The sequence below is a fragment of the Oceanisphaera litoralis genome, assembly GCF_016907015.1.
In the GTDB taxonomy this organism is placed as follows: Bacteria; Pseudomonadota; Gammaproteobacteria; order Enterobacterales; family Aeromonadaceae; genus Oceanimonas; species Oceanimonas litoralis.
The window spans coordinates 158,402-181,609 of record NZ_JAFBBE010000002.1 but is presented as its reverse complement, the minus strand read 5'-3'; the positions used below and the strand labels follow the sequence as shown (position 1 = coordinate 181,609).

21 protein-coding genes and 2 pseudogenes are annotated in these 23,208 nt (G+C 58.5%); 14 read left to right on the top strand and 9 right to left on the bottom strand.

Annotation, left to right across the window (positions count from 1 at the left end):
- Positions 1–72: 72 nt before the first annotated feature.
- Positions 73–798, bottom strand: coding sequence for a 30S ribosomal protein S2 (gene rpsB, locus HNR62_RS02025; protein WP_204794426.1), 726 nt, complete (start codon positions 796–798; stop codon positions 73–75).
- A gap of 360 nt (positions 799–1,158) precedes the next feature.
- On the opposite strand from rpsB, the gene map reads away from it, so the two are divergent.
- Positions 1,159–1,950, top strand: coding sequence for a type I methionyl aminopeptidase (gene map, locus HNR62_RS02020; protein WP_204794425.1), 792 nt, complete (start codon positions 1,159–1,161; stop codon positions 1,948–1,950).
- Positions 1,951–2,323: 373 nt separating this feature from the next.
- Here the strand turns inward: map and pgi are convergent, their stop codons facing one another.
- Positions 2,324–3,967 (bottom strand): glucose-6-phosphate isomerase, encoded by a 1,644-nt coding sequence (gene pgi / locus HNR62_RS02015; protein ID WP_204794424.1) that lies wholly within the window; start codon positions 3,965–3,967, stop codon positions 2,324–2,326.
- A gap of 631 nt (positions 3,968–4,598) precedes the next feature.
- Entirely contained in the window at positions 4,599–5,615 is a 1,017-nt protein-coding gene (galE, locus tag HNR62_RS02010; RefSeq protein ID WP_204794423.1) for a UDP-glucose 4-epimerase GalE, read from the bottom strand.
- Between the two features lie 424 nt (positions 5,616–6,039).
- Between galE and HNR62_RS02005 the strand changes: the two genes are divergently transcribed.
- The 3 genes from HNR62_RS02005 (at position 6,040) to HNR62_RS01995 (ending at position 6,865) form a co-directional block, all read left to right on the top strand.
- Positions 6,040–6,318: a type II toxin-antitoxin system RelE/ParE family toxin gene (locus HNR62_RS02005; protein ID WP_204794422.1), complete on the top strand. Its 279-nt coding sequence runs from the start codon at positions 6,040–6,042 to the stop codon at positions 6,316–6,318.
- An 11-nt stretch (positions 6,319–6,329) separates the two neighbouring features.
- On the top strand, positions 6,330–6,623 hold the full coding sequence (locus tag HNR62_RS02000; RefSeq protein WP_239552521.1) for a HigA family addiction module antitoxin: 294 nt from the start codon (positions 6,330–6,332) through the stop codon (positions 6,621–6,623).
- Between the two features lie 68 nt (positions 6,624–6,691).
- The gene (locus tag HNR62_RS01995) at positions 6,692–6,865 is read left to right on the top strand and encodes a hypothetical protein (RefSeq protein WP_204794421.1); all 174 of its coding nucleotides are present in this window, start codon (positions 6,692–6,694) and stop codon (positions 6,863–6,865) included.
- Positions 6,866–7,035: 170 nt separating this feature from the next.
- On the opposite strand, the gene HNR62_RS01990 is transcribed toward HNR62_RS01995, so the two are convergent.
- Positions 7,036–8,406, bottom strand: a complete 1,371-nt coding sequence (locus HNR62_RS01990; protein WP_204794420.1) for an MBL fold metallo-hydrolase — start codon at positions 8,404–8,406, stop codon at positions 7,036–7,038.
- Between the two features lie 125 nt (positions 8,407–8,531).
- On the opposite strand from HNR62_RS01990, the gene HNR62_RS01985 reads away from it, so the two are divergent.
- The gene (locus HNR62_RS01985) at positions 8,532–9,680 is read left to right on the top strand and encodes a GNAT family N-acetyltransferase (protein WP_204794419.1); all 1,149 of its coding nucleotides are present in this window, start codon (positions 8,532–8,534) and stop codon (positions 9,678–9,680) included.
- Between the two features lie 197 nt (positions 9,681–9,877).
- Here HNR62_RS01985 and HNR62_RS01980 read toward each other — a convergent pair whose 3' ends face one another.
- Complete coding sequence (locus tag HNR62_RS01980) at positions 9,878–10,477, bottom strand: DUF938 domain-containing protein (RefSeq protein ID WP_204794418.1); 600 nt, start codon at positions 10,475–10,477, stop codon at positions 9,878–9,880.
- Positions 10,478–10,602: 125 nt separating this feature from the next.
- Between HNR62_RS01980 and HNR62_RS16095 the strand changes: the two are divergent.
- Positions 10,603–10,777: pseudogene (locus tag HNR62_RS16095) on the top strand (IS5/IS1182 family transposase); the annotation flags it as partial.
- Positions 10,778–11,155: 378 nt separating this feature from the next.
- Here HNR62_RS16095 and icd read toward each other — a convergent pair.
- Entirely contained in the window at positions 11,156–12,409 is a 1,254-nt protein-coding gene (gene icd, locus HNR62_RS01975; protein ID WP_204794417.1) for an NADP-dependent isocitrate dehydrogenase, read from the bottom strand.
- A 228-nt stretch (positions 12,410–12,637) separates the two neighbouring features.
- Between icd and rluE the strand changes: the two are divergent.
- From rluE to HNR62_RS01945, 6 genes and pseudogenes are all read left to right on the top strand, one after another.
- Positions 12,638–13,237, top strand: a pseudogene (gene rluE / locus HNR62_RS01970) (23S rRNA pseudouridine(2457) synthase RluE); the annotation flags it as partial.
- Between the two features lie 8 nt (positions 13,238–13,245).
- Positions 13,246–13,701, top strand: coding sequence for an NUDIX hydrolase (locus HNR62_RS01965; protein WP_204794415.1), 456 nt, complete (start codon positions 13,246–13,248; stop codon positions 13,699–13,701).
- Between the two features lie 318 nt (positions 13,702–14,019).
- On the top strand, positions 14,020–15,126 hold the full coding sequence (gene mnmA / locus HNR62_RS01960) for a tRNA 2-thiouridine(34) synthase MnmA (RefSeq protein ID WP_204794414.1): 1,107 nt from the start codon (positions 14,020–14,022) through the stop codon (positions 15,124–15,126).
- Positions 15,123–15,746 carry a high frequency lysogenization protein HflD gene (gene hflD, locus HNR62_RS01955; protein ID WP_204794413.1) on the top strand — a complete coding sequence of 208 codons (624 nt, stop codon included), beginning with the start codon at positions 15,123–15,125 and terminating at the stop codon, positions 15,744–15,746. The genes mnmA and hflD overlap by 4 nt, the downstream gene beginning before the upstream one ends.
- 38 nt (positions 15,747–15,784) lie before the next feature.
- Positions 15,785–17,152 (top strand): adenylosuccinate lyase, encoded by a 1,368-nt coding sequence (gene purB / locus HNR62_RS01950; protein ID WP_204794412.1) that lies wholly within the window; start codon positions 15,785–15,787, stop codon positions 17,150–17,152.
- A gap of 400 nt (positions 17,153–17,552) precedes the next feature.
- Entirely contained in the window at positions 17,553–18,695 is a 1,143-nt protein-coding gene (locus HNR62_RS01945; protein ID WP_204794411.1) for a ribosomal protein uL16 3-hydroxylase, read from the top strand.
- Positions 18,696–18,891: 196 nt separating this feature from the next.
- On the opposite strand, the gene HNR62_RS01940 is transcribed toward HNR62_RS01945, so the two are convergent.
- Together HNR62_RS01940 and pdxH are read right to left on the bottom strand one after the other, a co-directional pair.
- The gene (locus tag HNR62_RS01940; protein WP_239552520.1) at positions 18,892–19,389 is read right to left on the bottom strand and encodes a GNAT family N-acetyltransferase; all 498 of its coding nucleotides are present in this window, start codon (positions 19,387–19,389) and stop codon (positions 18,892–18,894) included.
- Between the two features lie 11 nt (positions 19,390–19,400).
- Positions 19,401–20,036: a pyridoxamine 5'-phosphate oxidase gene (gene pdxH / locus HNR62_RS01935; RefSeq protein WP_204794410.1), complete on the bottom strand. Its 636-nt coding sequence runs from the start codon at positions 20,034–20,036 to the stop codon at positions 19,401–19,403.
- 166 nt (positions 20,037–20,202) lie between these two features.
- Here pdxH and HNR62_RS01930 point away from each other — a divergent pair, with 166 nt between their 5' ends.
- A complete protein-coding gene (locus HNR62_RS01930; protein ID WP_204794409.1) occupies positions 20,203–20,454 on the top strand; it encodes a YfhL family 4Fe-4S dicluster ferredoxin in 252 nt (83 codons plus the stop codon).
- 5 nt (positions 20,455–20,459) lie between these two features.
- Here HNR62_RS01930 and HNR62_RS01925 read toward each other — a convergent pair whose 3' ends face one another.
- Complete coding sequence (locus HNR62_RS01925) at positions 20,460–21,638, bottom strand: MFS transporter (protein WP_204794408.1); 1,179 nt, start codon at positions 21,636–21,638, stop codon at positions 20,460–20,462.
- A 357-nt stretch (positions 21,639–21,995) separates the two neighbouring features.
- Here HNR62_RS01925 and suhB point away from each other — a divergent pair, with 357 nt between their 5' ends.
- A complete protein-coding gene (gene suhB / locus HNR62_RS01920) occupies positions 21,996–22,799 on the top strand; it encodes an inositol-1-monophosphatase (protein WP_204794407.1) in 804 nt (267 codons plus the stop codon).
- The last annotated feature ends 409 nt before the right edge of the window (positions 22,800–23,208 follow it).

The following is a 23,208-nucleotide window of genomic DNA, read 5'->3' as shown; positions in this document are numbered from 1 at the left end:
GGGGCACAAGGCCCCTGTTAACCCATTACTTTCGTATGGTTAATAAAGGCTGAAGCCGAGGCTTCGGCTTTATTACTCTTCTACGACGTAGTTGTCTTCGGCTTGCACGGCCAAGTCTTGCGCACGGGCAGCAATCACGGCGTCGGCAGCGGCATTCAGATACAGCTGGACGGCACGGATGGCATCATCGTTACCTGGAATGATGTAATCGATGTTGTCCGGGTTGGAGTTGGTGTCAACAATCGATACTACCGGAATGCCCAGGTTGTTGGCTTCCTTGATAGCGATGTGCTCGTGGTCGGCGTCTACTACAAACAATACGTCGGGCAGACCGCCCATGTCCTTGATACCGCCCAGGGACTTCTCCAGCTTTTCCATTTCGCGAGTACGCATCAGCGCCTCTTTCTTGGTCAGCTTGTCGAAGGTACCGTCTTGAGCCTGGCTTTCCAGCTCTTTCAGGCGGCTGATGGATTGACGTACGGTTTTCCAGTTGGTCAGCATGCCACCCAACCAGCGATGGTTGACGTAGAACTGATCACACTTGGTAGCGGCTTCTTTGACGGCTTCAGAGGCTGCGCGCTTGGTACCAACAAACAGGATTTTACCCTTCTTGGAGGCCACGTTGCCCAGGTAGTTCAACGCATCGTTGAACATGGGAACGGTTTTTTCCAGGTTGATGATGTGAACCCGGTTGCTGGCGCCGAAAATGAACGGCTTCATCTTGGGGTTCCAGTAACGAGTCTGGTGACCAAAGTGAACGCCGGCTTTCAGCATGTCGCGCATAGATACTTGTGCCATGATTTCCTCAAATAAGTGTATTGGGTTAGGCCTCCACACATCCCATGACTCCGACCCGAAGGCACCCTGGAGCATGTGCCGATGTGTGTGTGTATTAAGAAAGTGAGTGTATGTGATGGATAAACCTGCAGGCATACCCGCAGATGCAACTATCACGGCGCGCTTTATACCATAAAACAGGACCCGGTGCCAGTGTCGGCGTTAGCCGGCTGCATACAGGTGGAAGTCGGGCGCGCTTGGCGTTACACTTTTGCCCTTTTATCGGCCATCCTTATCGGCCATTCTTATCGGAAGAGCCGATAGCCGCCCTGCCCGACGACGCAATCCTGAATAGGGCGCCCACCCACAGAGACGAATTTGATGAGCATAGTCATAAAAACCCCGGAAGAGATAGAAAAAATGCGCGTGGCCGGTCGCCTGGCCGCCGAGGTGCTGGAAATGATCGAGCCGTACGTCAAGGCCGGCGTGACCACCGATCAGCTGAACCAGATCTGCCATGACTACATCGTGAACGAGCAGCAGGCGATTCCGGCGCCGCTGAACTACCACGGTTTTCCCAAGTCGATCTGTACCTCGGTGAACCACGTGATCTGCCACGGTATTCCGGCGGACAAGAAGCTCAAGGAAGGCGACATCATCAATATCGACATTACCGTGATCAAGGATGGCTACCACGGTGATACCTCCAAGATGTTCATGGTCGGCAAGCCCAGCATCATGGCCGAGCGCCTGTGCCGGGTGACCCTGGAATGTCTGGAACTGGCCATCAAGATGGTCAAGCACGGGGTACATCTGGGCGACATCGGCGCCGCCATTCAGCAGCACGCCGAGGCGCACAACTATTCGGTAGTGCGGGAATACTGCGGCCACGGCATCGGCGCCGAGTTCCACGAAGAGCCGCAGGTGCTGCACTACGGCAAGCCGGGCACCGGTGAAGTGCTGGAAGCGGGCATGTGCCTGACCATAGAGCCGATGATCAACGCGGGCAAGCGCCAGAGCAAGATGCTGGGCGACGGCTGGACCGTCGTCACCAAGGACCGCAGCCTGTCGGCCCAGTATGAACACACCCTGCTGGTCACCGAAGACGGCTGCGAAGTACTGACCCTGCGTAAAGACGACAAGCTGCCGCGGGTTATTAAAGCTGAAAGCTAGAAGCTGAAAGCGGGAAGCGGGCACCAAACTGCCCCTCCCCAGAAACCCCTCCCCAACCCTCCCCTTGCGTTGCACCCCGCAGTGGTTCTGCCAAATTCGAGGTTAAGGGGAGGGAGTAGATCGGCGCCAAACTTGCCATCGGCACCAAACTGCCCCTCCCCCTTGGCAGCGGAGATACAGGTATAACTACGGGTTATCCCCAGGGGGAGGCTGGGAGGGGGGTGTCGCTTTGGCCGAGACATAGACCCTGCGGAACATACGCATATCCTGCAGAAACCCCTCCCCAGCCCTCCCCTTGCGTTGCACCCCGCAGTGGTTCTGCCAAATTCGAGGTTAAGGGGAGGGAGTAGATCGGCGCAGCATAAATGGCCGCTTACCGCCACAACTTAATCTGCGCCAGCATGCCATTGGTGGCGCTGTCGTGCCCTGAAGCAACCGACTCATCCGCCAAATCGTCAATCAGGCGGGCGGCGAGTTTTTTACCCAGCTCCACCCCCCACTGATCGAAGCTGTTGATGTTCCACAGTACACCCTGCACAAAGGTCTTGTGCTCATACAGGGCAATAAGAGCACCCAGGTTATGGGGGGTAAACTCGTCGCACAGAATGGTGGTGCTGGGGCGGTTGCCGTCCATCACCTTGTAGGGCGCAAGCTTTGCGATGGCCTCGGCACTCAGCCCCTCTGCCGTCATCTCGGCCTCTACCTGCTGCCGGTCTTTGCCGAAGGCCAGCGCCTGGGCCTGGGCCAGCATGTTGGCCAACAGCTTGCGATGGTGCTCCGGGTAGTCGTAACAGGAACGGGCAAAGCCGATAAACTCGGCCGGCACCACCTGGCTGCCCTGATGCAACAACTGAAAAAACGCATGCTGACCGTTGGTGCCTACCTCGCCCCACACCACGGGGCCAGTGTTGTGGGTAATCTTCTCGCCGGTATTGTTCACGCCCTTGCCGTTGGACTCCATGTTCAGCTGCTGCAAATAGGCCGGAAAACGCTTCAGATGATGGCTGTAGGGGAAAATGCCTTCGCTCTGCAGCCCCAGCACATTGATGTTCCAGATGCTGAGCAGCGCCAGCAACACCGGAATATTCTGCTCGAAGGGCGTATGGCGCAGGTGCTCATCCATCTCGTGAGCGCCCGCCTGCAGTTGCTCGAAGCGCTCGAACCCCAGCGCCAGGGCGATGGGCAGACCGATGGCCGACCACAACGAAAAGCGCCCCCCCACCCAGCTCCAGAACCGGAACATATGCTCAAGATCGATGCCGAATTCCTGCACCGCAGAAGCGTTGGTCGACACCGCCACAAAATGCTTTTTCACCTGGGTTTCATCGCCACAGGCCGCCAGCAGCCAGGCCCGGGCAGCACGGGCATTGGTCATGGTTTCATCGGTGGTAAAGGTTTTGGACGAGATCACAAACAGGGTGCGAGCCGGATCCACCTCTGCCAACACAGAGGCCAGCTGGGCACCGTCCATGTTCGACACAAAATGGGCGCGCATGCCCTTGTCCTGATACGGCGCCAGCGCCTCCACCACCATGGCCGGCCCCAGATCGGAGCCGCCGATGCCGATATTGACCACATCCGTAATGGGCTGACCGGTGTAACCGCGCCATTCGCCGGTATGCACCCGTTCGCAAAAGGCCTTGATCCGCTCCAGCTCCGCATGCACCCGGGGCACCACATTCTCGCCATTCAGCACCGCACTGGCATCCACCGGCATGCGCAACGCCGTGTGCAGCGCCGCCCGCCCTTCGGTATGGTTAAACAGGTTATCGCCGAACAGGGCCGCTATAGCCGACTCCAGCTTCATGTCTCGCGCCAGTTCACACAACTGCGCCAGCACCTCGGCAGACCAATGCTGCCGAGACAAGTCCACCCGCATATGGCTGCCAAAAGCAAAGCAAAAGCGCGAAAACCGCGCCGGATCCTCGGCAAAACGCTGCGCCAGGCTCAATGCCTGCTCCCGCGGTTTACACTCCTGTAGCGCCATAAAGCGTGGCTGCTGATATAAAGACGTCATCCCAATCCCGTTAATTATTATTTAAAATTTCGTACGCCAGGCGTGAGGCGAACATTGCAGTGCCGCCCACGATCCGTAAACACCAGGGTCGAATAAATTCGTCCCTGCGACAAACGCTATGCACCGTAGGGTCCAATTCATTGGACCAACAGTGTCATCATGCAACACTGGCAATGTGGTCGAATAAATTCGACCCTACAACAAACGCTATACACCATAGGGTCCAATTCATTGGACCAACAGCGTCATCATGCAACACTGGCAATGTGGTCGAATAAATTCGACCCTACAACAAACGCTATACACCGTAGGGTCCAATTCATTGGACCAACAGCGTCATCATGCAACACTGGCAATGCGGTCGAATAAATTCGCCCCTACAACAAACGCTATACACCGTAGGGTCCAATTCATTGGACCAACAGCGTCATCATGCAACCACTGGCAATGTGGTCGAATAAATTCGACCCTACAAGTGACTCCACCCGTAGGCGCCCATTCATGCGGCGCAAACCCGCAGGCGAATCGCACTTTACAGGCACGGCGCCTTATCTGAAAGCTCGCTGCGGCCTGATCCGCCAGCTAAAGCGGCGGCTACAGGGTGAATCCACCCCTCCCTATTCCCCAATCCCTATTCCCTATATCCGCAAGGATTCTGTGACTGCCAGCGCCAGGCATCCATCATCATCTGCTCCAGGCCCCGTTCGGCCTGCCAGCCCAGCTGTTCAAGCGCCCTGGCCGGGTTGGCCCAGCATTCGGCAATATCACCGGGGCGGCGCGGCGCCATGGCATAAGGCACGGGGCGACCGCTGGCCTGCTCGAACGCCTTGACCATCTGCAGCACAGAATACCCCTGGCCGGTGCCCAGGTTATAGATGCTCACCCCCGCATGGCCGGCAATGCGTTCCAGCGCCTTGAGGTGCCCCAGCGCCAGGTCCACCACATGAATGTAATCCCGCACCCCGGTGCCATCGACCGTGGCGTAATCATCGCCAAATACCGACAACGCCTTCAGCCGGCCCACCGCCACCTGGGCAATATAGGGCAGCAAATTGTTGGGAATACCATTGGGATCTTCGCCAATCAAGCCAGACTCATGCGCCCCCACCGGATTGAAATAACGCAGCAGGGCAATGGCCCAGCGTTCATCCGATTTGGCCAGGTCCTGCAGTATCTGCTCGACCATCAGCTTTGAGGTGCCATACGGGTTGGTGGTGCCGCCCACCGCAAAGTCTTCGGTAATCGGCATTTGCTGCGGCTCGCCATAGACGGTGGCCGACGAGCTGAACACCAGCTTAAACACCCCGGCCTTGCGCATTTCATCCACCAGCACCAGGGTGCCGTTGACGTTGTTGTCGTAATATTCCAGCGGCTTCTGTACGCTCTCGCCCACCGCCTTCAGCCCGGCAAAATGCACCACGGCCTCAATATCGTGCTCGGCAAACAGCTTTTCCAGCAGGGCCGCATCGCGAATATCGCCTTCCACAAAAGCCGGCTGCCTGCCGGTGATCTCGGTCACCCGTCGCAACGACTCGGCCGATGCATTGCTCAGGTTATCCAGCACCAATACCTGCCGGCCACTGTTCAACAGTTCCACCAGCGTATGAGAGCCAATATAGCCGGCACCGCCGGTTACTAAAATCGTCATAGTCATCCCTTTGTTTTTATTGAAATTATTTCCCACTTCCAACCTATTGGGACTCATTATTCATCCCAACATATGGAGACATGCAACACCACCAGTCAAATAAATTCGACCTACGGAAAACGGTAACAGCGAGGTTTACTTTATTGAAAATAATAACACCCATGGTGTTAATTTAAATCAATAGACAAACTGGATAGAACGCAATTTGTACAAGGCCCGGATTCCCGGCGAATAAATGCGACCCTATGGAAAACAGCCTCCGTAGGCGCCTGAAGTAGAAAAAAACACGGCCCTTGGTTGACCCCTGTAGGCCTTCGCTTTAGCGGGGCAAGCTCCCGACTGAAGCCGAGCCTGATGATGAAAACAAAGCACCACCCTGACAAGCTCACTTGTAACCCGTAACGCCACGCGATACAATCAAAGCATGATTACAGGATTCCAGCACAAAGGTCTTGAAGCCTTCTATAGAACAGGGACGACCAAAGGTATTCAAGCGGCACATGCTGCTAAGCTTCGGCGCATCCTGGCATTACTAGACGTTGCAGCAGTCCCAGAAGACCTCAACATACCCTCGTTCAAGTTGCACCAACTTAAAGGCGAACTGAGGGGCTATTGGTCAGTTAGGGTTAACGGCAACTGGCGTGTGACCTTTCGGTTTGTTGGAGTAGACATCGAATTGGTCAATTATGTTGATTATCACTAATGGAGACTAAAATGATGATGATAAATCCTCCGCACCCTGGCGAATTGTTGCGCGAAGACGTGATTGCCGAGCTTGGCTTGTCAGTCAAGGAAACTGCTGAACGGCTAGGTATGTCTCGCGTAGCCCTGTCCCGTGTATTGAACGGTCGAGCGGCGATCAGCCCTGACCTTGCTCTACGTTTGGAAATGGCAGGTGTCAGCACTGCCCGCGCCTGGCTCGCCATGCAGATAAACTATGACCTGGCGCTGGCCAGGCTGCACCCTCAACCGCCAATCCGGGCATTACAGCCAGCGATGAACGGTTAAGGGGGAAGCTTTCCCCAGCTTGATAACAAAAGCCGCCCCAGATGGAGGCGGTTTTCCTGTGAACGAAGATGCAACTTTATTATCAGACCACCACGGTCAAGCCGATCCAGAATACAATCGAGCCCCTGTACAAGGCACTGCGTCAGCTGTGCAATGTGGCGAAGCCACATCTCAACACCAATATTTTATATATCGCCGTATTACCTGACCCCGTGCACCAGATCCGGCGTTGCCTGATTTAGCAGCTAAAGCAGCTACTACAGGGGGACTAGGCTCAGCCACGCCATCCCTGCCGCGACCGGTCGGCCGAGACTCGCCGTAGACCCCTGTAGATACCACTTCAGTGGGGCGATCATTCAGCAACCAGCAAAACCTCCCGACTGAAGTCGGGCCTACAGGGTGAATCTATCCCCTATTCCCCAATCACCACATCAGTCTCCGGCAACAAGTCCCCCAACCGCGCCTGCAGCACCGCCTTGGCTTCGGCATCGCCATGGATCAACCGGATTTGCCGGGGCGCAGGGGTGATACCGGTGGCAAAGTTTATCAGATCCTCCTGGCCGGCATGGGCCGAATAGCCGCTTACCTGATGCACCCGGGCACGAATGGTAAAGCGCTCGTCGTCAAGCGTAACCCAGCCTTCTTGCGGCCCGTATTCCAGAATATCGCGACCCGGCGTGCCTTCGGCCTGATACCCCACAAACAGTACGTCGTTGCGGGGGTCTCCCAGCATCGCCTTGAGGTAATTCACCACCCGGCCGCCGGCGCACATGCCCGAGCCCGCCAGCACCACGCAGGGTTTGCGAGAGCGGGCCAGATAGTTCACCGCATTAAGATGATCCCGGTGGCTGTTTACCACCGTTAGCTGTTCGAACGACAAGGGATGCCGCCCCTCTGCCACTCGATCTTTCGCCTCATCACTCCAGAACGGCTTGAGCTTGCGATACAGGCCGGTAAACCGGGCCGCCAGCGGCGAGTCTACCACCACTTCCAGCTCGTTCCAGGGCAGGCCCGGGGCCGCTGCATCACTGCCAAACTCCGCCATCAGGCTTTCTATCTCGTACAGCAAGTCCTGAGTGCGGCCCAGGCTGAAGGCCGGGATCAGCAAGGTGCCGCCATCGGCCAACGCATGCTCAATGGCCTCCTTCAGCCGCAAGCGGCGATCGAGCCGACTTTCGTGATTACGGTCGCCATAGGTGCTTTCCATCACCAACACATCACACGCCTCCGGCGGCTCGGGGGCGATCAGCAGCGGAGAATGAGGCGCACCCAGATCACCACTGAACACAATGCGCTGGCCGCCCGCCTCGCACTCCACATAGGCCGAGCCCAGAATATGCCCGGCCCGCTGCAGCCGCACCTCAATATCGCTGCCGGCCACCGGCTGCCACTCACCATAAGGCAAAGGCACCAGCCGGAATTTGAGCATTTTCAGCACCCGATTGATCAGCTTTTTATCCCGGGTAAAGCCGATTTTAAGCGCATCTTCCAGCATGGCCGGCAATAACAGCGCCGTGGGCTGCGAGCAGATGATCGGCCCCTTGAAGCCCGCCCCCAGCAGATAGGGAATGCGCCCCACATGGTCGATATGCACATGGGTCACCACCAGCGCCTTGATATGTTTGATCTCAAAATCGATGGCCAAATCATCCCGCCGCTCTGTCCCCTGAAACAGACCGCAGTCGATGAGAATGCCGGCCCCGTTCAGTCGCAGCTCGTGACAAGAGCCGGTCACCCCCTGCACTGCCCCGTGATGCAACACCTCAAGCTTACCGTTATCCATGCCACCTCCAACCAGAATAAAACTCAGATGAAGCCAATTTTAGACCGTCGAATGCAAAAAAGCCCGGTGGGTAATGGGGAATGGTATACTCGGCAACCGCCTTATCCGATATAAAGCAGGTCGCCATGCCCTCCCCCGAACTGGTCTTTATTCCCGCCATCAGCCAAATTGATGCCACCCACTGGGATGCGCTGTTTACCGACGACTACCCCTTTATCCGCCACGGCTTTTTGCGGGCGCTGGAAGAAGGCGGCAGCCTGGGCAAAGACACCGGCTGGCTGGTGCAGCATGCCTGCCTGTATCAGGAAGGCCGGCTGATTGCCGCCATGCCCTGCTACATCAAGACCCATTCCTATGGTGAATACCTGTTCGACTGGGCCTTTGCCGAGGCCTACCAGCGCCACCAGCTGGCCTACTACCCCAAGCTGGTCTGTGCCATTCCCTTTACCCCCGCCTCCGGTCCCAGGCTGGGGCTGGCACCCGGTTATCAGCCGGCACAGGTGATGCCCTGGTTTGAGCAGGGCCTGCTTGCCCTGAGCGAACGCATTGGCGCCAGCGGCTACCAGTGCCTGTTCTGCGAGCCCGAACTGGCAGAGGCGTTGCAAAGCCAGCATTGGCAACGGCGGGTCACGGTGCAGTTTCATTGGCTGAACCGGGGCTATCGCCATATGGACGATTTTCTTGCCCGCTTCAGCTCCCGCAAGCGCAAGAACCTGCTGAAGGAGCGGGCCCGGGTGCAAAACAGCGGCATCCGTTTTACCACCCTGGGCGGCGATGCGCTCACCCCGGAAGTCTGGCGACAGTTCTACCGCTTTTACCGGCGCACCTACCAGAAACGGGCCGGTCACAACGGCTACCTGAGCCTGGAGACCTTGCTGCTGTGGGGCCAATATTGCCGGGATCAATGCGTGCTGTTCGCCGCCTGGCAAGATCACACCATGGTGGCCGGCGCCCTGTGCTTTCGCTCACACAATACCCTCTATGGCCGTTACTGGGGCTGCGAACAGGAGCTGGATTTTCTGCATTTCGAGGCCTGCTATTACCAGGGCATTGAATACTGTATCCAGCACGGGCTGACCCGCTTCGACGCCGGGGCTCAGGGCGAGCACAAGCTACAACGCGGCTTTGAGCCCCGCCTCTGCCACGGCTACTTCAAGCTGTTCGAGCGGGGCTTCAATGACGCCATTGCCGACTACTGCCGGCGGGAGCAAGAGCAGATGCACCATTACCAGGCACAATGCCGGCAACAATTGCCGTTCAAGAGCGGGGAGTGAGGGATGGGGATGGGGAATGGGAATGGGGGGTGATGATGGTGTATTTTGGCGCCGCTTCAGCTGCGCGTTTTTTTGGCGTACCGCTGCGCGCCACCAGCCAGCTGAAGCAGGCTTCTACAAGGTGCGGTGTTGTAGGCGTATACTTGTTCGCACGATTGCGTGCTCTATGCCAGGATCCGCCGAATAAACGGCCGGCCCTATCCCAGGTATTTAAACACCAGCAACCGGTTGTTGGCGGGCATGGCATGATCCGCCTGCAGGGTTAGCCCATGCTGCGCGGCCAGCGCGGTAACATCTGTTATATCCCGTATTCCCATGTGGGGATTCTGGCTGCGCAGCATGGCGTGAAAGGCCTGGTTACTCGGGCTGGTAAAGCGCCCCTCGTAGTTGAAGGGGCCATAAATACAAACTGCCGCCTCCGGCGCCAGCACCCTTTCCAACCCGGCGAACAGGGCCTTAACCTCGGGCCAGGCCATAATATGCAGGGTATTGGCGCTAAATACCCCCTGATACTGCCCGTCCGGCCAGCACGGCTGGGTGACATCCAGCACCAGTGGCGGCAGCAGATTGGGCAATGCCGCCTCGGCAAACCAGAGCGACATGCCGGGAATATTCTCGGCCCTGTCGCTCGGCTGCCACTGCAGATGAGGCAGGCCCTCGGCAAAAAACACCCCGTGCTGACCGGTGCCGCTGCCAATCTCCAGCACGATACCCGGCCGGTCAAACACCCGCGCCAGCACCGCCAGAATCGGCCGTTTGTTGTTTTCACAGGCCAGGGAAAAAGGCTTGTCGATCATGATTGTTCCTTTACGTGAATACATTCGCTCAATCAAAATGCCAATTCTGCTAGTGGCTGTCGCCATGTGCCAATTGTTTTCAGTACAATACCTATCCCATTGCAGTAAAATCTAACGACATCGTGATTATCCCTGCCCATCGCCGCCACCATATCTCTTATTATGTATGGCAACTGCTTGCTTCTCATTTACTGGGTAAAAAGGGCGATTGGGGCCGAATGGCTCGTGATAATCGGTTGTTTATTAACGCTGTATCTTAGATCTTGCGCTCCGTGGCGAGCCTTACCACCTGACTATGGCAAGGGATAGCTACCCGGTATACAAAAAACACAAGTCCGTTCGTGGCGGCAGTACAGATTCGTTGCGCAGATTGTGAGCCAACATTTATGACAACAGCCCCTAAGCGGCGGGCAGATTTTCGTTTTTTGTAGCTGCCGCTTTAGCTGGCAGGCTCTGCGTAGTAGAGCAATATCCAACACGGCACCGAGCTTGCAGGACCGTCATACCGGGCTTGACCCGGTATCTCCTACCTATAACACTAACCCCCGACAAAAAATCAATACCCTGACCTTCGTCAGGATGACGTTCTGAGTGCGTAGGATCGAATTTATTCGACCGATTTGGCCCTGAGCAAGGGCCCCTTGGTCGATTTAAATCGACCCTACGATCATTCAAGGATCACATCTGCGTGACGATGTCTTCGGCAAATTCGGAGCAGCTGCGCAGGGTGGCGCCTGTCATTTGCCGTTCAAAGTCGTAGGTGACCGTCTTGTTGGCGATTGCCCCTTCCATGCCCTTGACGATAAGATCTGCCGCCTCGGTCCAGCCCAGGTGGCGCAGCATCATTTCGGCGGATAGGATAAGCGACCCCGGGTTGACCTTGTTCTGCCCCGCGTATTTGGGCGCGGTGCCGTGGGTGGCTTCGAACAAGGCCACACCGTCGCCGATGTTGGCGCCGGGGGCGATGCCGATGCCGCCCACCTGGGCCGCCAGGGCATCGGAAATATAGTCGCCGTTCAGGTTCATGCAGGCAATCACATCGTATTCCGCCGGGCGCAGCAGTATCTGTTGCAGAAAGGCGTCGGCAATCACGTCCTTGACCACGATCTCCTTGCCGGTATTGGGGTTGTTGAACGCGCACCAGGGGCCGCCGTCGATGAGTGTGGCACCGAATTCCTCCCGCGCCAGCTGATAGCCCCAGTCCTTGAAGGCGCCTTCGGTGAACTTCATGATGTTGCCCTTGTGCACCAGGGTCAGGGAGTCACGGTCGTTGTCGATGGCGTACTGCAGGGCGGCGCGCACCAAGCGCTGAGTGCCTTCGCGGGAGGTCGGCTTGATGCCGATGCCGCAGTGGTCGGGAAAGCGGATTTTCTGTACCCCCATGTCGTTACGCAAGAAGTCGATCACCTTCTGGGCCTCGGGGCTGCCGGCCTGCCATTCGATGCCCGCATAGATGTCTTCGCTGTTCTCGCGAAAAATCACCATGTCGGTCAGCTCCGGCTGTTTCACCGGGCTGGGTGTACCCTGGTAATAACGCACCGGACGCAGGCACACGTACAGGTCCAGCTGCTGGCGCAGCGCCACGTTGAGCGAGCGAATACCACCACCCACCGGGGTGGTGAGCGGCCCCTTGATGGCCACATGATAATCGCGAATAAGCTCCAGGGTTTCTTCCGGCAGCCAGGTGTTTTCGCCGTAAACATGGGTCGCTTTTTCGCCGGTGTAGATTTCCATCCAGCTTACCTGACGCTGGCCCTGGTAGGCCCTGGCCACGGCGGCATCCACCACCAGCTTCATTGCCGGCGTTACATCCACGCCAATGCCATCGCCTTCGATAAAGGGAATAATGGGGTGATTCGGTACCTTCAGCTTGCCGGTGTCGTCCAGGGTGATCTTCTGTCCTTCTGCCGGCACCGTTACCTGTGAAGTCATGGTGTTCTCCTGTTTGTTATTTGGATACCTGGACGTAGCGTCTTTAGTTCGTCATCCTGACGAACCTGAAAGCCCGGTATGACGAATCTGCCAGCCCGACGTCTTCGCAGCATAGGACAAAAAAACGGCGATAGATATTGAGCCGATCACAGTTCACCCCCGCAGCCCGTTAGCCGACAAGAGCGGTTTTTGTTATGCTGAAGCCCCTGTTTATCAAGACGTTTCACCATGAAAGCCAGAAAGCCACGGCCCGCGTCCGGACCCAGGTCCAAACCGACCAAACCCAAACCGGCGCCCGCCGGGCCACCGACCACGCTGCTGTTCAACAAGCCCTATATGGTGCTGTGCCAGTTTACCGATGGTGACGGTCGCCAGACCCTGGCCGACTTTGTGACGGTGCCCGGTGTCTATGCCGCCGGCCGGCTGGACAGAGACAGCGAAGGCCTGCTGCTGTTGACCAACGATGGCGCCCTCAATGCCCGCCTGACCCAGCCCGGCCGCAAAACCGCCAAAACCTACTGGGTACAGGTGGAAGGCGCGCCCACCGAGGCGGAGCTGGAACCGCTGCGCCGGGGCGTAACGCTGAAGGATGGTCCTACCCTGCCCGCCAAGGTACGGCTGATGGACGCGCCTGATGTCTGGCCGCGCACCCCGCCCATTCGCGAGCGCCAGGCCATTCCGACTCGCTGGCTGGAAATCAAAATCACCGAGGGGCGCAACCGCCAGGTACGGCGCATGACCGCCCATATCGGCTTTCCTACCCTGCGGCTGATCCGCTATGCCATCGGTGACTGGACCCTGGATAATCTGCCCTCTGGCCAATGGAGAAAAGTTTGATGAGTCATCATCCCTTCGCGGTGACCCTGGCGGTGATCGTCCGTGCCAATGATCGATTTCTGATGGTGGAAGAATGGCAGCAGGGCCGGGTAATGTTCAATCAGCCCGCCGGCCATCTGGAGCCGGGCGAAACCTTGCTCGACGGCGCTCGTCGCGAGTTGCTGGAAGAAACCGGCCTGACCCTGCCGCTGGAGCAGGCGGTGGCCATCTATCAGTATGAGGCGCCGGACAACGGCACCCATTTTGTGCGCTTTACCTTCTGCACCGAGGTACCGGCGCCGCTGGCCACCCACCCGCAGGATCCGGACGGTGACATCATTCGCTGCCACTGGCTGACCCTGGCCGAAATAGACGCCCTGGGCGACCGGTTGCGCAGCCCGCTGATCATGGCCTCGTTCCACGATTACCTGGCCGGCCAACGTTTTCCGTTGAGTGCGTTGAAAAAACAAAGCTAGAAGCGGGAAGTATTCAGCAGAAACCCCTCCCCAACCCTCCCCTTGCGTTGCACCCCGCTGTTATTCTGCCAAATTCGAGGTTAAGGGGAGGGAGCAGATCGGCGTCGGGCCTGATAACTGCACCGAACGGCCCCTCCCCCTTGGCAGCGGCATCACAGACATCACGGCGGCTTCTCTTAAGGGAAAGCCGCCAGGGGGAAGTTAGGTGGGGGCATTTCCCGCTTCCATCTTCCCGCTTATGGCTTTCTTTCCCTCCCGCTGGCGGCATTTGTCTGGTAAAATGCTGGCCGTTTTGCATACAGGTAACGGCGAGTAGTGATGAGCGATAACAGTCAGCTAAAAGTGATTGTCGGTATGTCCGGCGGTGTGGATTCTTCCGTTTCGGCCTATTTGCTGCAGCAACAGGGCTATCAGGTTGAAGGCCTGTTCATGAAAAACTGGGAAGAAGACGACACCGACGAGTTCTGCTCCGCCGCCGAAGATCTGCGGGACGCTCAGGCGGTGTGCGACAAGCTCGGCATCGAGCTTCACACCATCAACTTTGCCGCCGAATACTGGGACAACGTGTTCGAGCATTTTCTGGCGGAATACAAGGCCGGGCGCACCCCCAATCCCGATATCCTGTGCAACAAGGAAATCAAGTTCAAGGCCTTCCTCGAGTTTGCCGCCGAAGATCTGGGCGCCGACTACATCGCCACCGGCCACTATGTGCGCCGCAGCTTCGACGACCAGCCCCGCATGCTGCGCGGCCTGGACGGCAACAAGGATCAGAGCTACTTCCTCTATACCCTGAGTTCGCAGCAGGTGGCCAAGAGCCTGTTTCCGGTCGGTGAGCTGGAAAAGCCGGAGGTGCGCCGCATCGCCGAGCAACTGGAGCTGGTGACCGCCAAGAAAAAAGACTCCACCGGCATCTGTTTTATCGGCGAACGCAAGTTCACGGACTTTCTGGCTCGCTACCTGCCCGCCCAGCCCGGCAAGATTGAGACGGTGAATGGCGTGGTCATCGGCGAACACCAGGGGCTGATGTATCACACCCTGGGGCAGCGCAAGGGCTTGGGGATAGGCGGTCTGAAAAACGCTACCGACGAGCCCTGGTACGTGGTGGATAAAGAACTGGATCGCAATGTGCTGGTGGTGGCTCAGGGCGATCACCCGCGCCTGTATTCCAACGGCCTGATTGCCCGCCAGTTGCACTGGGTGGATCGCATGCCCGTCAAGGAAGCCTTTCGCTGCACCATCAAGACCCGTTATCGTCAGACCGATGTGCCCTGCCTGGTCGAGCCGCTGGATGACGACACCATCAAGGTCACCTTCGACCAGCCGCAGGCGGCGGTTACGCCAGGCCAGTCCGCCGTGTTCTACCATGGCGACATCTGCCTCGGCGGCGGTATTATTGAAACCCGTTTCAGTCAGGAGCAAGCGTGAGTCACAGCCTCGAAAACCAAACCCTGGCCTTTGCCGGCATCTGTCAGGCCGCCAGTCTGGTACAGCAGGTCGCCCGCGATGGCACCATAGACGATAAAACCCAGCTCTCGTCCACCCTCAACAGCATTCTGGTCACCGACGCCGAACAGTCGGTGGATATATACGGCGGCCACGCTCAGCTTGGCCTGGGCTATCAGACCCTGATCGATCAGCTCGGCAACAACAGCAGCCGCAAGAATGCCGAGCTGACCCGCTACCTGGTCGGCATTGTCGCCCTGGAGCGCAAGCTGGCCAAACGCCGCGATTTGATGGCCATGCTGGGCGAACGCATCAATCAGGTACAACGCCAGTTGCATCACTTCGAGCTGCTCGACGAGCAGGTGCTGGCCAATCTGGCCAGTGTGTACAGCGACATCGTCAGCCCCATAGGGCCGCGTATTCAGGTAGCGGGTAACCCGAGCTACCTGCAGCAGCCGGTGGTGCAGCACCAGATACGGGCGCTGTTGCTGGCCGGTATTCGCAGCGCCGTGCTCTGGCGTCAGCTGGGCGGCAAGCGCCGCCATATTCTGTTTTCCCGCAAGCGGCTGGTGGCTCAGGCCCAGGCGGCATTGCGGTATTAATTTGTTTCACTACCCCCCAACGTCAGGAGTCCTTGTTCATGGAATTGTCAGCATTAACGGCTATTTCTCCGGTTGATGGCCGTTACGGCACCAAAACCCAGGAGCTGCGCGCCATTTTTTCCGAATTTGGTTTATTGCGCTTTCGTGTAGAAGTCGAAGTACGCTGGTTGCAGGCCCTGGCCGCCCATGCTGAAATTACCGAGGTGCCCGCCCTGTCCACCGAGGCCAACGCCCTGCTGGACGCCATTGTCGCCAACTTCAACGAAGCCGATGGCCAGCGCATCAAGGACATAGAGCGCACCACCAACCACGACGTGAAAGCGGTGGAATATTTCCTGAAGGAAAAGGTCGAAGTGCTGCCCGAACTGGCGGCCGTCAGCGAGTTCATTCACTTTGCCTGCACCAGCGAAGACATCAACAACAACGCCCATGCGCTGATGCTGAACGCCGGCCGGGACCAGGTGGTGGTGCCTTACTGCCGGCAGCTGGTCGATGAAATCAAGCGCCTGGCCGCCCAGTACCGCGACGTGCCCATGCTGAGCCGCACCCACGGTCAGCCCGCCTCGCCCACCACCTTGGGAAAGGAAATGGCCAACGTGGCCTACCGTCTGGAGCGCCAGCTCAAGCAGATTGAATCGGTGGAAATGCTGGCCAAGATCAACGGCGCCGTAGGCAACTACAACGCCCACCTGTCCGCCTATCCGGAAGTGGACTGGGCCGGTTTTGCCGAGCGCTTCGTCACCGATCTGGGGCTGACCTTCAACCCCTACACCACCCAGATTGAACCGCACGACTACATTGCCGAGCTGTTCGACGCCATCGCCCGCTTCAACACCATACTGCTCGACTTCGATCGGGACGTGTGGGGTTATATCTCGGTCGGTTATTTCAAGCAGAGAACCGTGGCCGGCGAAATCGGCTCCAGCACCATGCCGCACAAGGTCAACCCGATCGACTTCGAAAACTCCGAAGGCAACCTGGGATTGGCCAACGCCATCTTCAACCACCTGGCCGCCAAGCTGCCGGTGTCTCGCTGGCAGCGCGACCTGACCGACAGCACGGTGCTGCGCAACCTGGGTGTGGCCGTGGGCTACTCGCTGATCGCCTATCAGGCAACCCTGAAGGGCATCAGCAAGCTGGAAGCCAACCCGCAAGCGCTGGCCGCCGATCTGGATCAGAACTGGGAAGTGCTGGCCGAGCCGGTACAGACGGTGATGCGTCGCTACGGCATCGAGAAGCCTTACGAGAAGCTGAAAGAGCTGACCCGTGGCAAGCGGGTGGATGCCGAAGGCATGCGCGCCTTCATCGACGGCCTGGAACTGCCCGAATCGGTGAAGGATCAGCTGAAACTGCTGACCCCCGCCAACTACATAGGCCACGCCATCAAGCTGACCGACGAGCTTTAAACACGGCCGGAAGCGTTAAGCTGGAAGCTGAAAGTTAAAGACAAAACACCGGGCCGGTTGGCTCGGTGTTTTTGTTTGTGCTGTGAGGAAGCAGAGCGGCACCGGGCCTGCTGGCTGCGCCGAACAGCCCCTCCCCCTTGGCGCGGGGTGCAGGCATAACAGCAGGTATTCGCCAGGGGGAGGCTGGGAGGGGGTGTCATTCCGCCCTTCGTGCAGAAACCCCTCCCCAACCCTCCCCTTGCATTGCACCCCGCTGTCATTCTGTTGCTCACGAGTTCAGGGGAGGGAGCAGTTCCCCGCCGGGCCTACGCTTCCAGCTCACCACCTATCATTCTATGCTGCGTCTAGGCATAATAGCCGGCTATTCTTAAATGCATTATCCCCATCATTACAGGTCCCCATGCACAGCGCTCTGAAACTGGATATCGACGACTTTCTGGCCAATTACTGGCAACGCAAGCCCCTGCTGATCAAGGCCGGTTTTCCCGGTTTTGAAGATCCGCTCAGTCCGGACGAACTGGCCGGCCTGGCGCTGGAGCCACACATCGAATCGCGCCGGGTCTGGCGGGCCGACGACCGCTGGAACGCGGAAACCGGCCCCTTCGAGAGCTACGATCATCTGGGCGAAACCGACTGGACCCTGCTGGTGCAGGCCGTCAACCAGTGGCACCCGGCGGTACAGGATGTGGCGGAGGCGTTTCGCTTTATTCCCGGCTGGCGCTTCGATGATGTGATGGTCAGTTTCTCTACCCCGGGTGGTGGCGTGGGCCCGCATATCGATCAGTACGGGGTCTTTATCATTCAGGGCGACGGTCGCCGCCGCTGGCGGGTGGGCCTGCCACAATCCCTGAAGCAGTTTGCCGCCCATGGTGCCCTGCGCCACTGCGAGGCCTTCGAGGCGGAAATAGACGCGGTGCTGGAGCCCGGCGATGTGCTCTACATCCCGCCCGGCTGCCCGCACGAAGGCTATGCCGAGACACCGGCGATCAATTATTCCATCGGCTTTCGGGCGCCGGATGCACGGGATCTGATTTCCGGCTTTGCCGATCACCTGCTGGCACACGAGTCGGACAGCCGTCGCTTCGACGATGCCGCCATGGCACCCTGCTCGGCCCACGGTCGCATCGACCATCAGGCCATGCTCCAGGTGAAGGCGCTGATGACCGAATTGCTGGACGATCCGGTGCGGCTGGCCGACTGGTTTGGCGAGATGATTTCGGAAGCCAAGCACGACCTGGATCTGGAACCGACCGAACCGCTGTACAGCCTGGAAGAGCTGGTGCTGCGCCTGGATCACGGTGACCACCTGTACCGACTGGGCGGCGCCCGCTGTTTCTATATGGAAGGCAGCGAAGATGTGTTTTATCTGGACGGCGACCGCTACCAGCTTGACGAGCCGGATGCCGACGCCATCGCCCTGCTGTGCGATCAGGCCCGCATCTGCGGCCCGGAAGTGGCCTGCCTGAAACAACCCCAGGCGCTGCTGGAAGTACTGCTGCCGCTGGTGAACCGGGGCTACTGGTACTTCGAGGAAGACGAATAATAAATTGGGGATTGGGGCCGTCATACCGGGCTTGCCCCGGTATCTTTCCGCAGAAAACACCAGATCCAACCTACGCATTCCGGTGTCACTTTTGACCTGCATGCAAAAACCCCTCACCAACCCTCCCCTTGCGTTGCACCCCGCTGTCATCCTGTTATTACGAGTTCAAGGGGAGGGAGCTGTTTGTCCCTTCCCCCTAGGTCAGCTCATCAAACGCCGGGTGGTAGCTCACCAGGCCTGTGGGCGCCGGTTGCTTGAGTGCCAGTGCCATGAAGGCATCGCCCGCATCCGGGTAGGCGCATTTCAGACCCAGCTCGCTGGCGGGCCGAAAGCCGAAGCGCCGATAGAAGGCCGGATCACCCAGCACCACCACACCGGCCCAGTCCAGTTCGTTGGCGCTGTCGAGCGCTTCCCGGATCATGGCCGAGGCGACGCCCTGCCGCTGGCAATCGGGCCAGACGCTGACCGGGGCCATGCCCAGCCAGCCGATATCCTCGCCGTTCACCAATACCGGACTCATGACCAGATGGCCGATAATGGTGCCGTCGTATTCGGCGACCTGGCTCAGGCTGATGGCCCCCTGCTCGCGCAGGGCCCACACCAGATCCGCTTCGTCGCCGCGATCGAAGGCAGCACAGACCACCTCGTCGATGTCGTCGCCGTCACCGGGACGCTCGGTTCTGCATATCAGCATGATGACAGGTCCTAGGGTGCCAGTCGGTCGATGGTCCAGCCGTCGCCTTCGCGCTGGTACAGAAAACGGTCGTGCAGACGGTTGGCGCCGCCCTGCCAGAATTCGACGGTCTCGAACTTGACCCGAACCCCCCCCCAGAAACTCGGCAACGGCACCTCGCCGCTGGCGAATTTCTGTTTCATTTCCAGAAACTTGGCTTCCAGCAGACCGCGAGCGGAAATACGCGATGACTGCTGCGAGACCCAGGCGCCAATCTGGCTGTCTTTGGGGCGGCTGCTGAAGTACTTCATCACCTCCAGCGCCGACAGTCGTTCTACCTGACCGGTAACATGCACCTGACGTTCCAGCGTATGCCAGGGAAACAACAGGCTGATACGGGGGTTGCCCGCCAGCTGGCCGGCCTTGCGGCTGCCCATGTTGGTGTAGAACACGAAGCCGCGCTCGTCGGTATGCTTGAGCAGCACGATGCGCTGATACGGTTGCCCGCGCTCATCGACGGTGCCCACCACCATGGCGGTGGGATCGGCCAGGTTGGCGGCAATCGCCTGCTGCATCCAGGTTTCAAACAGAGACAAAGGGTTATCCGGCAAATCCTTGCGGCGCAGGCCGCCTTGCAGATATTCCCGCCGGTAGTCGGCCAGTTCCATACACAGGTCTCTCATCATTCGGGGAAGGGCTATTGTGCGTTGAGCGTGGAAGATTGGCAAGAAGGCTGCCGCCGGAGCCAGTCACGAAACCTGAGAATAGCGGGAACTGGTGGTATGATCCGGCCTGAACCGTTTTTTCGTCCTGCCCGTTACTGCGAGTACTTTAATGGCCCTGCTGATCACCGAAAAATGCATCAACTGCGACATGTGCGAACCGGAATGTCCGAATGGCGCCATTACCTTTGGCGCGGAAATCTACGAAATAGAGCCGGATTTGTGCACCGAGTGTGTAGGTCATTACGACAAGCCCACCTGCATCGGCGTCTGCCCCATCGACTGCATCATCGATCACCCCGAGCACAAGGAAACCGAAGAGCAGCTATGGGACAAATACGTACTGCTGCATCATCAGGGTTGAATGGCTTAAACCCCCGGCTCCGGCAAGGCATCCGTTCTCGGCATCAACAACCAGGCCACCAGTCCGGCAAAGGCCAGCAGCAGGCCGCCCAGCACCGACTGGTTCATTTGCGGCAAGGCCCCCTGCACCAGCAGAAAGAGACCGCCGCCCAGATTGGAACTGCCGCCGAGCAGGGCGCCGGCGGTACCACTGTGTTGCGGAAACGGCGCTACCGCCCTGGAAGTAGCCACCGGAAACAGCAAACCGGCACCGGCAAAGTAAACGCCGCCACCCAGTACCAGCCCGGCCACATCCAAGTCGGGTTTGAAGGCAGACGCCAGCACTATGCTCGCCCCCAGCAGCAAGGCCACCGTGGATATCCACTGCAAACGGAGGATCGACCAGCTTGCTGCCTTTACAGACGCCAGCATGGCGCCGGCAAAATACAGCGGCAGCGGCAGAATAAACAACAGGCCGATTTCGGTGCTGGTCAGCCCGCTCTGCTGGCTGACCAGAACGCCGAACACCGCCTCGTACAGGATGACACCGGCGAAGGCGGCCACCAGCATGCCGAGCTGGCGGCAAAAGGCGCTGTTGTGCAGCACATGCTGATAGGCCGGCAGCATGGGCTGGGCATGGCGACGTTCCGCCGGCAGGGTTTCACGGAAGCAGAACACCATCACCAGGGTGATCAGCAGACCCACCACCAGCAGAAACTGATACATGGACTGCCAGCCGAAGTGCAGGTTGAGATAACCGCCGATCAGGGGGGCCAACAGCGGGGCCAGCATAATGCCCATGGACACATAGCCGTTGTAGCGCACCAGATCCGAGCCTTCGAATTTGTCCCGCATCAGGCTGCGGCACAGGCTGCCTGCCGCCGCCGTACCGGCGCCCTGAATAAAGCTGCCCAGCAGCAGCATCGGAAATACCGGCCAGATCAGGATCAGGGCCGAGCCCAGCACATAAACAGTCAGCCCCACCAGCAGCACGGGTCTACGACCAAAACGGTCCGAGAGGGGGCCGTAGATAAACTGGAACAGACCATAGGGGATAAGATAAAACGCCATCACCAGCGGCAGGCTGTCGCCGGCCACCTGCAATGCCGCCGCCATGTCGCCCATGGCGGGCACATAAAGGGTTTGGGTCATCTGACCCGAGGCCACCATTAACACCGTAAGTAATACCAGGGACAGGCCTGACATGGCCGCACTCTCCAAAAGTGCCCGAACGGGCAGACTATGATTAGGATCGCATCATAATCAACGGAGGGATAAACTGGCAATAGCGGGCAGAGCGACCTTTTGTAATGGCCAGACCCAGTTTTTCTAATCATAAATCATCACGATAGATAATATTCCAGCTGCTTGCTCCGTCGTTGGGCTCCTTGATGCCAGCACTGGACAGATGCCAGGCCTCCAGTGCCAAAAATACAGCTCCCATTGGCTCTGCATTTTCGCTGCCCGGTCGGCTGAAGAAGATTTAGTCCTTGCCTGGTTCGGGTTCACGGGTATAATACGTCGCTCAAATTTCGTTCTTTAACATCAAGTGGGTTCACTCATATGCATCCGATGCTGAATATTGCGGTGCGCGCTGCGCGCAACGCCGGTCAAGTTATCGTCAAGGGTTTTGCCAATCCGGATAACGTAGAAGCACGCCAGAAAGGCCAGAACGATTTTGTTACCAATGTCGATCTCGACGCGGAAAACGCCATCGTCAATACCATCCGCAAGTCGTATCCTGAGCATACGATTATCGGCGAAGAATGTGGTGAGCTGACCGGCAGCAATCCGGATTACCAGTGGATTGTCGACCCGCTTGATGGCACCGCCAACTTCGTAAAAGGCATTCCCCACTTCGCGGTATCTATCGCGCTGCGCGTCAAGGGCCGCACCGAGCAGGCCGTGGTGTACGATCCCATTCGTGACGAACTCTTCACCGCCAGCCGCGGTGCCGGCGCCCAGCTGAACGGTTACCGTATCCGTACCGGCAAGGCCAAGGATCTGAATAACACCATTCTGGCCACCGGCTTCCCGTTCAAGCAGAAGCACCAGGCCGACGCCTACCTGGCCATGTTCAAGGACATGTTCGTTCAGTGTTCCGATATCCGTCGTGCCGGCGCCGCCAGCCTGGATCTGGTCTATGTGGCCGCCGGTCGCGTTGACGGTTACTGGGAACTGGGCCTCAAGCCCTGGGACTTTGCCGCAGGCAGCCTGATCGCCCGTGAAGCCGGCGCCATTGTGACCGACTTCGTCGGTGGCCATAACTACGAGCGTAACGGCAACATCGTTTGTGCCAACCCCAAGGTGTTGAAAACCATGCTCTCTACCATTCGCGAGCATCTGCCGGAATCTCTGGCCAGCTGAGTTAGCCCCTCGCTATCAAGCCCCGCCCCGGCGGGGCTTTTTTGTGTCCGGCGTTTGGATTGGGGACTGGGAATGAGGGATTAGGGATTAGGGATTAGGGATTCGTCATGCCGGGCTTGCCCCGGTATCTTCTAGCTGGCGACTCCAGCCCCCGCAGACAACACGAGATCCTGACTTTCGTCAGGATGACGACAAAAGCGCCTTTCGTATCTACGAAAGTTGGCCCGTAGGCGCCGCTTCAGCTGGCGCGAACCTGCATGCAAATCGGAACATTCAGGCTCGACGCATGACCTGCAGGTTCGGCGTGTTGGGTATTGCCCTGCTTCGCAGGGCCTGCCAGCTAAAGCGGCAGCTACAAAAACACAGCTCAGCCCGTAGGGTCCATTTCAATGGACCGACCCAGCCAGGG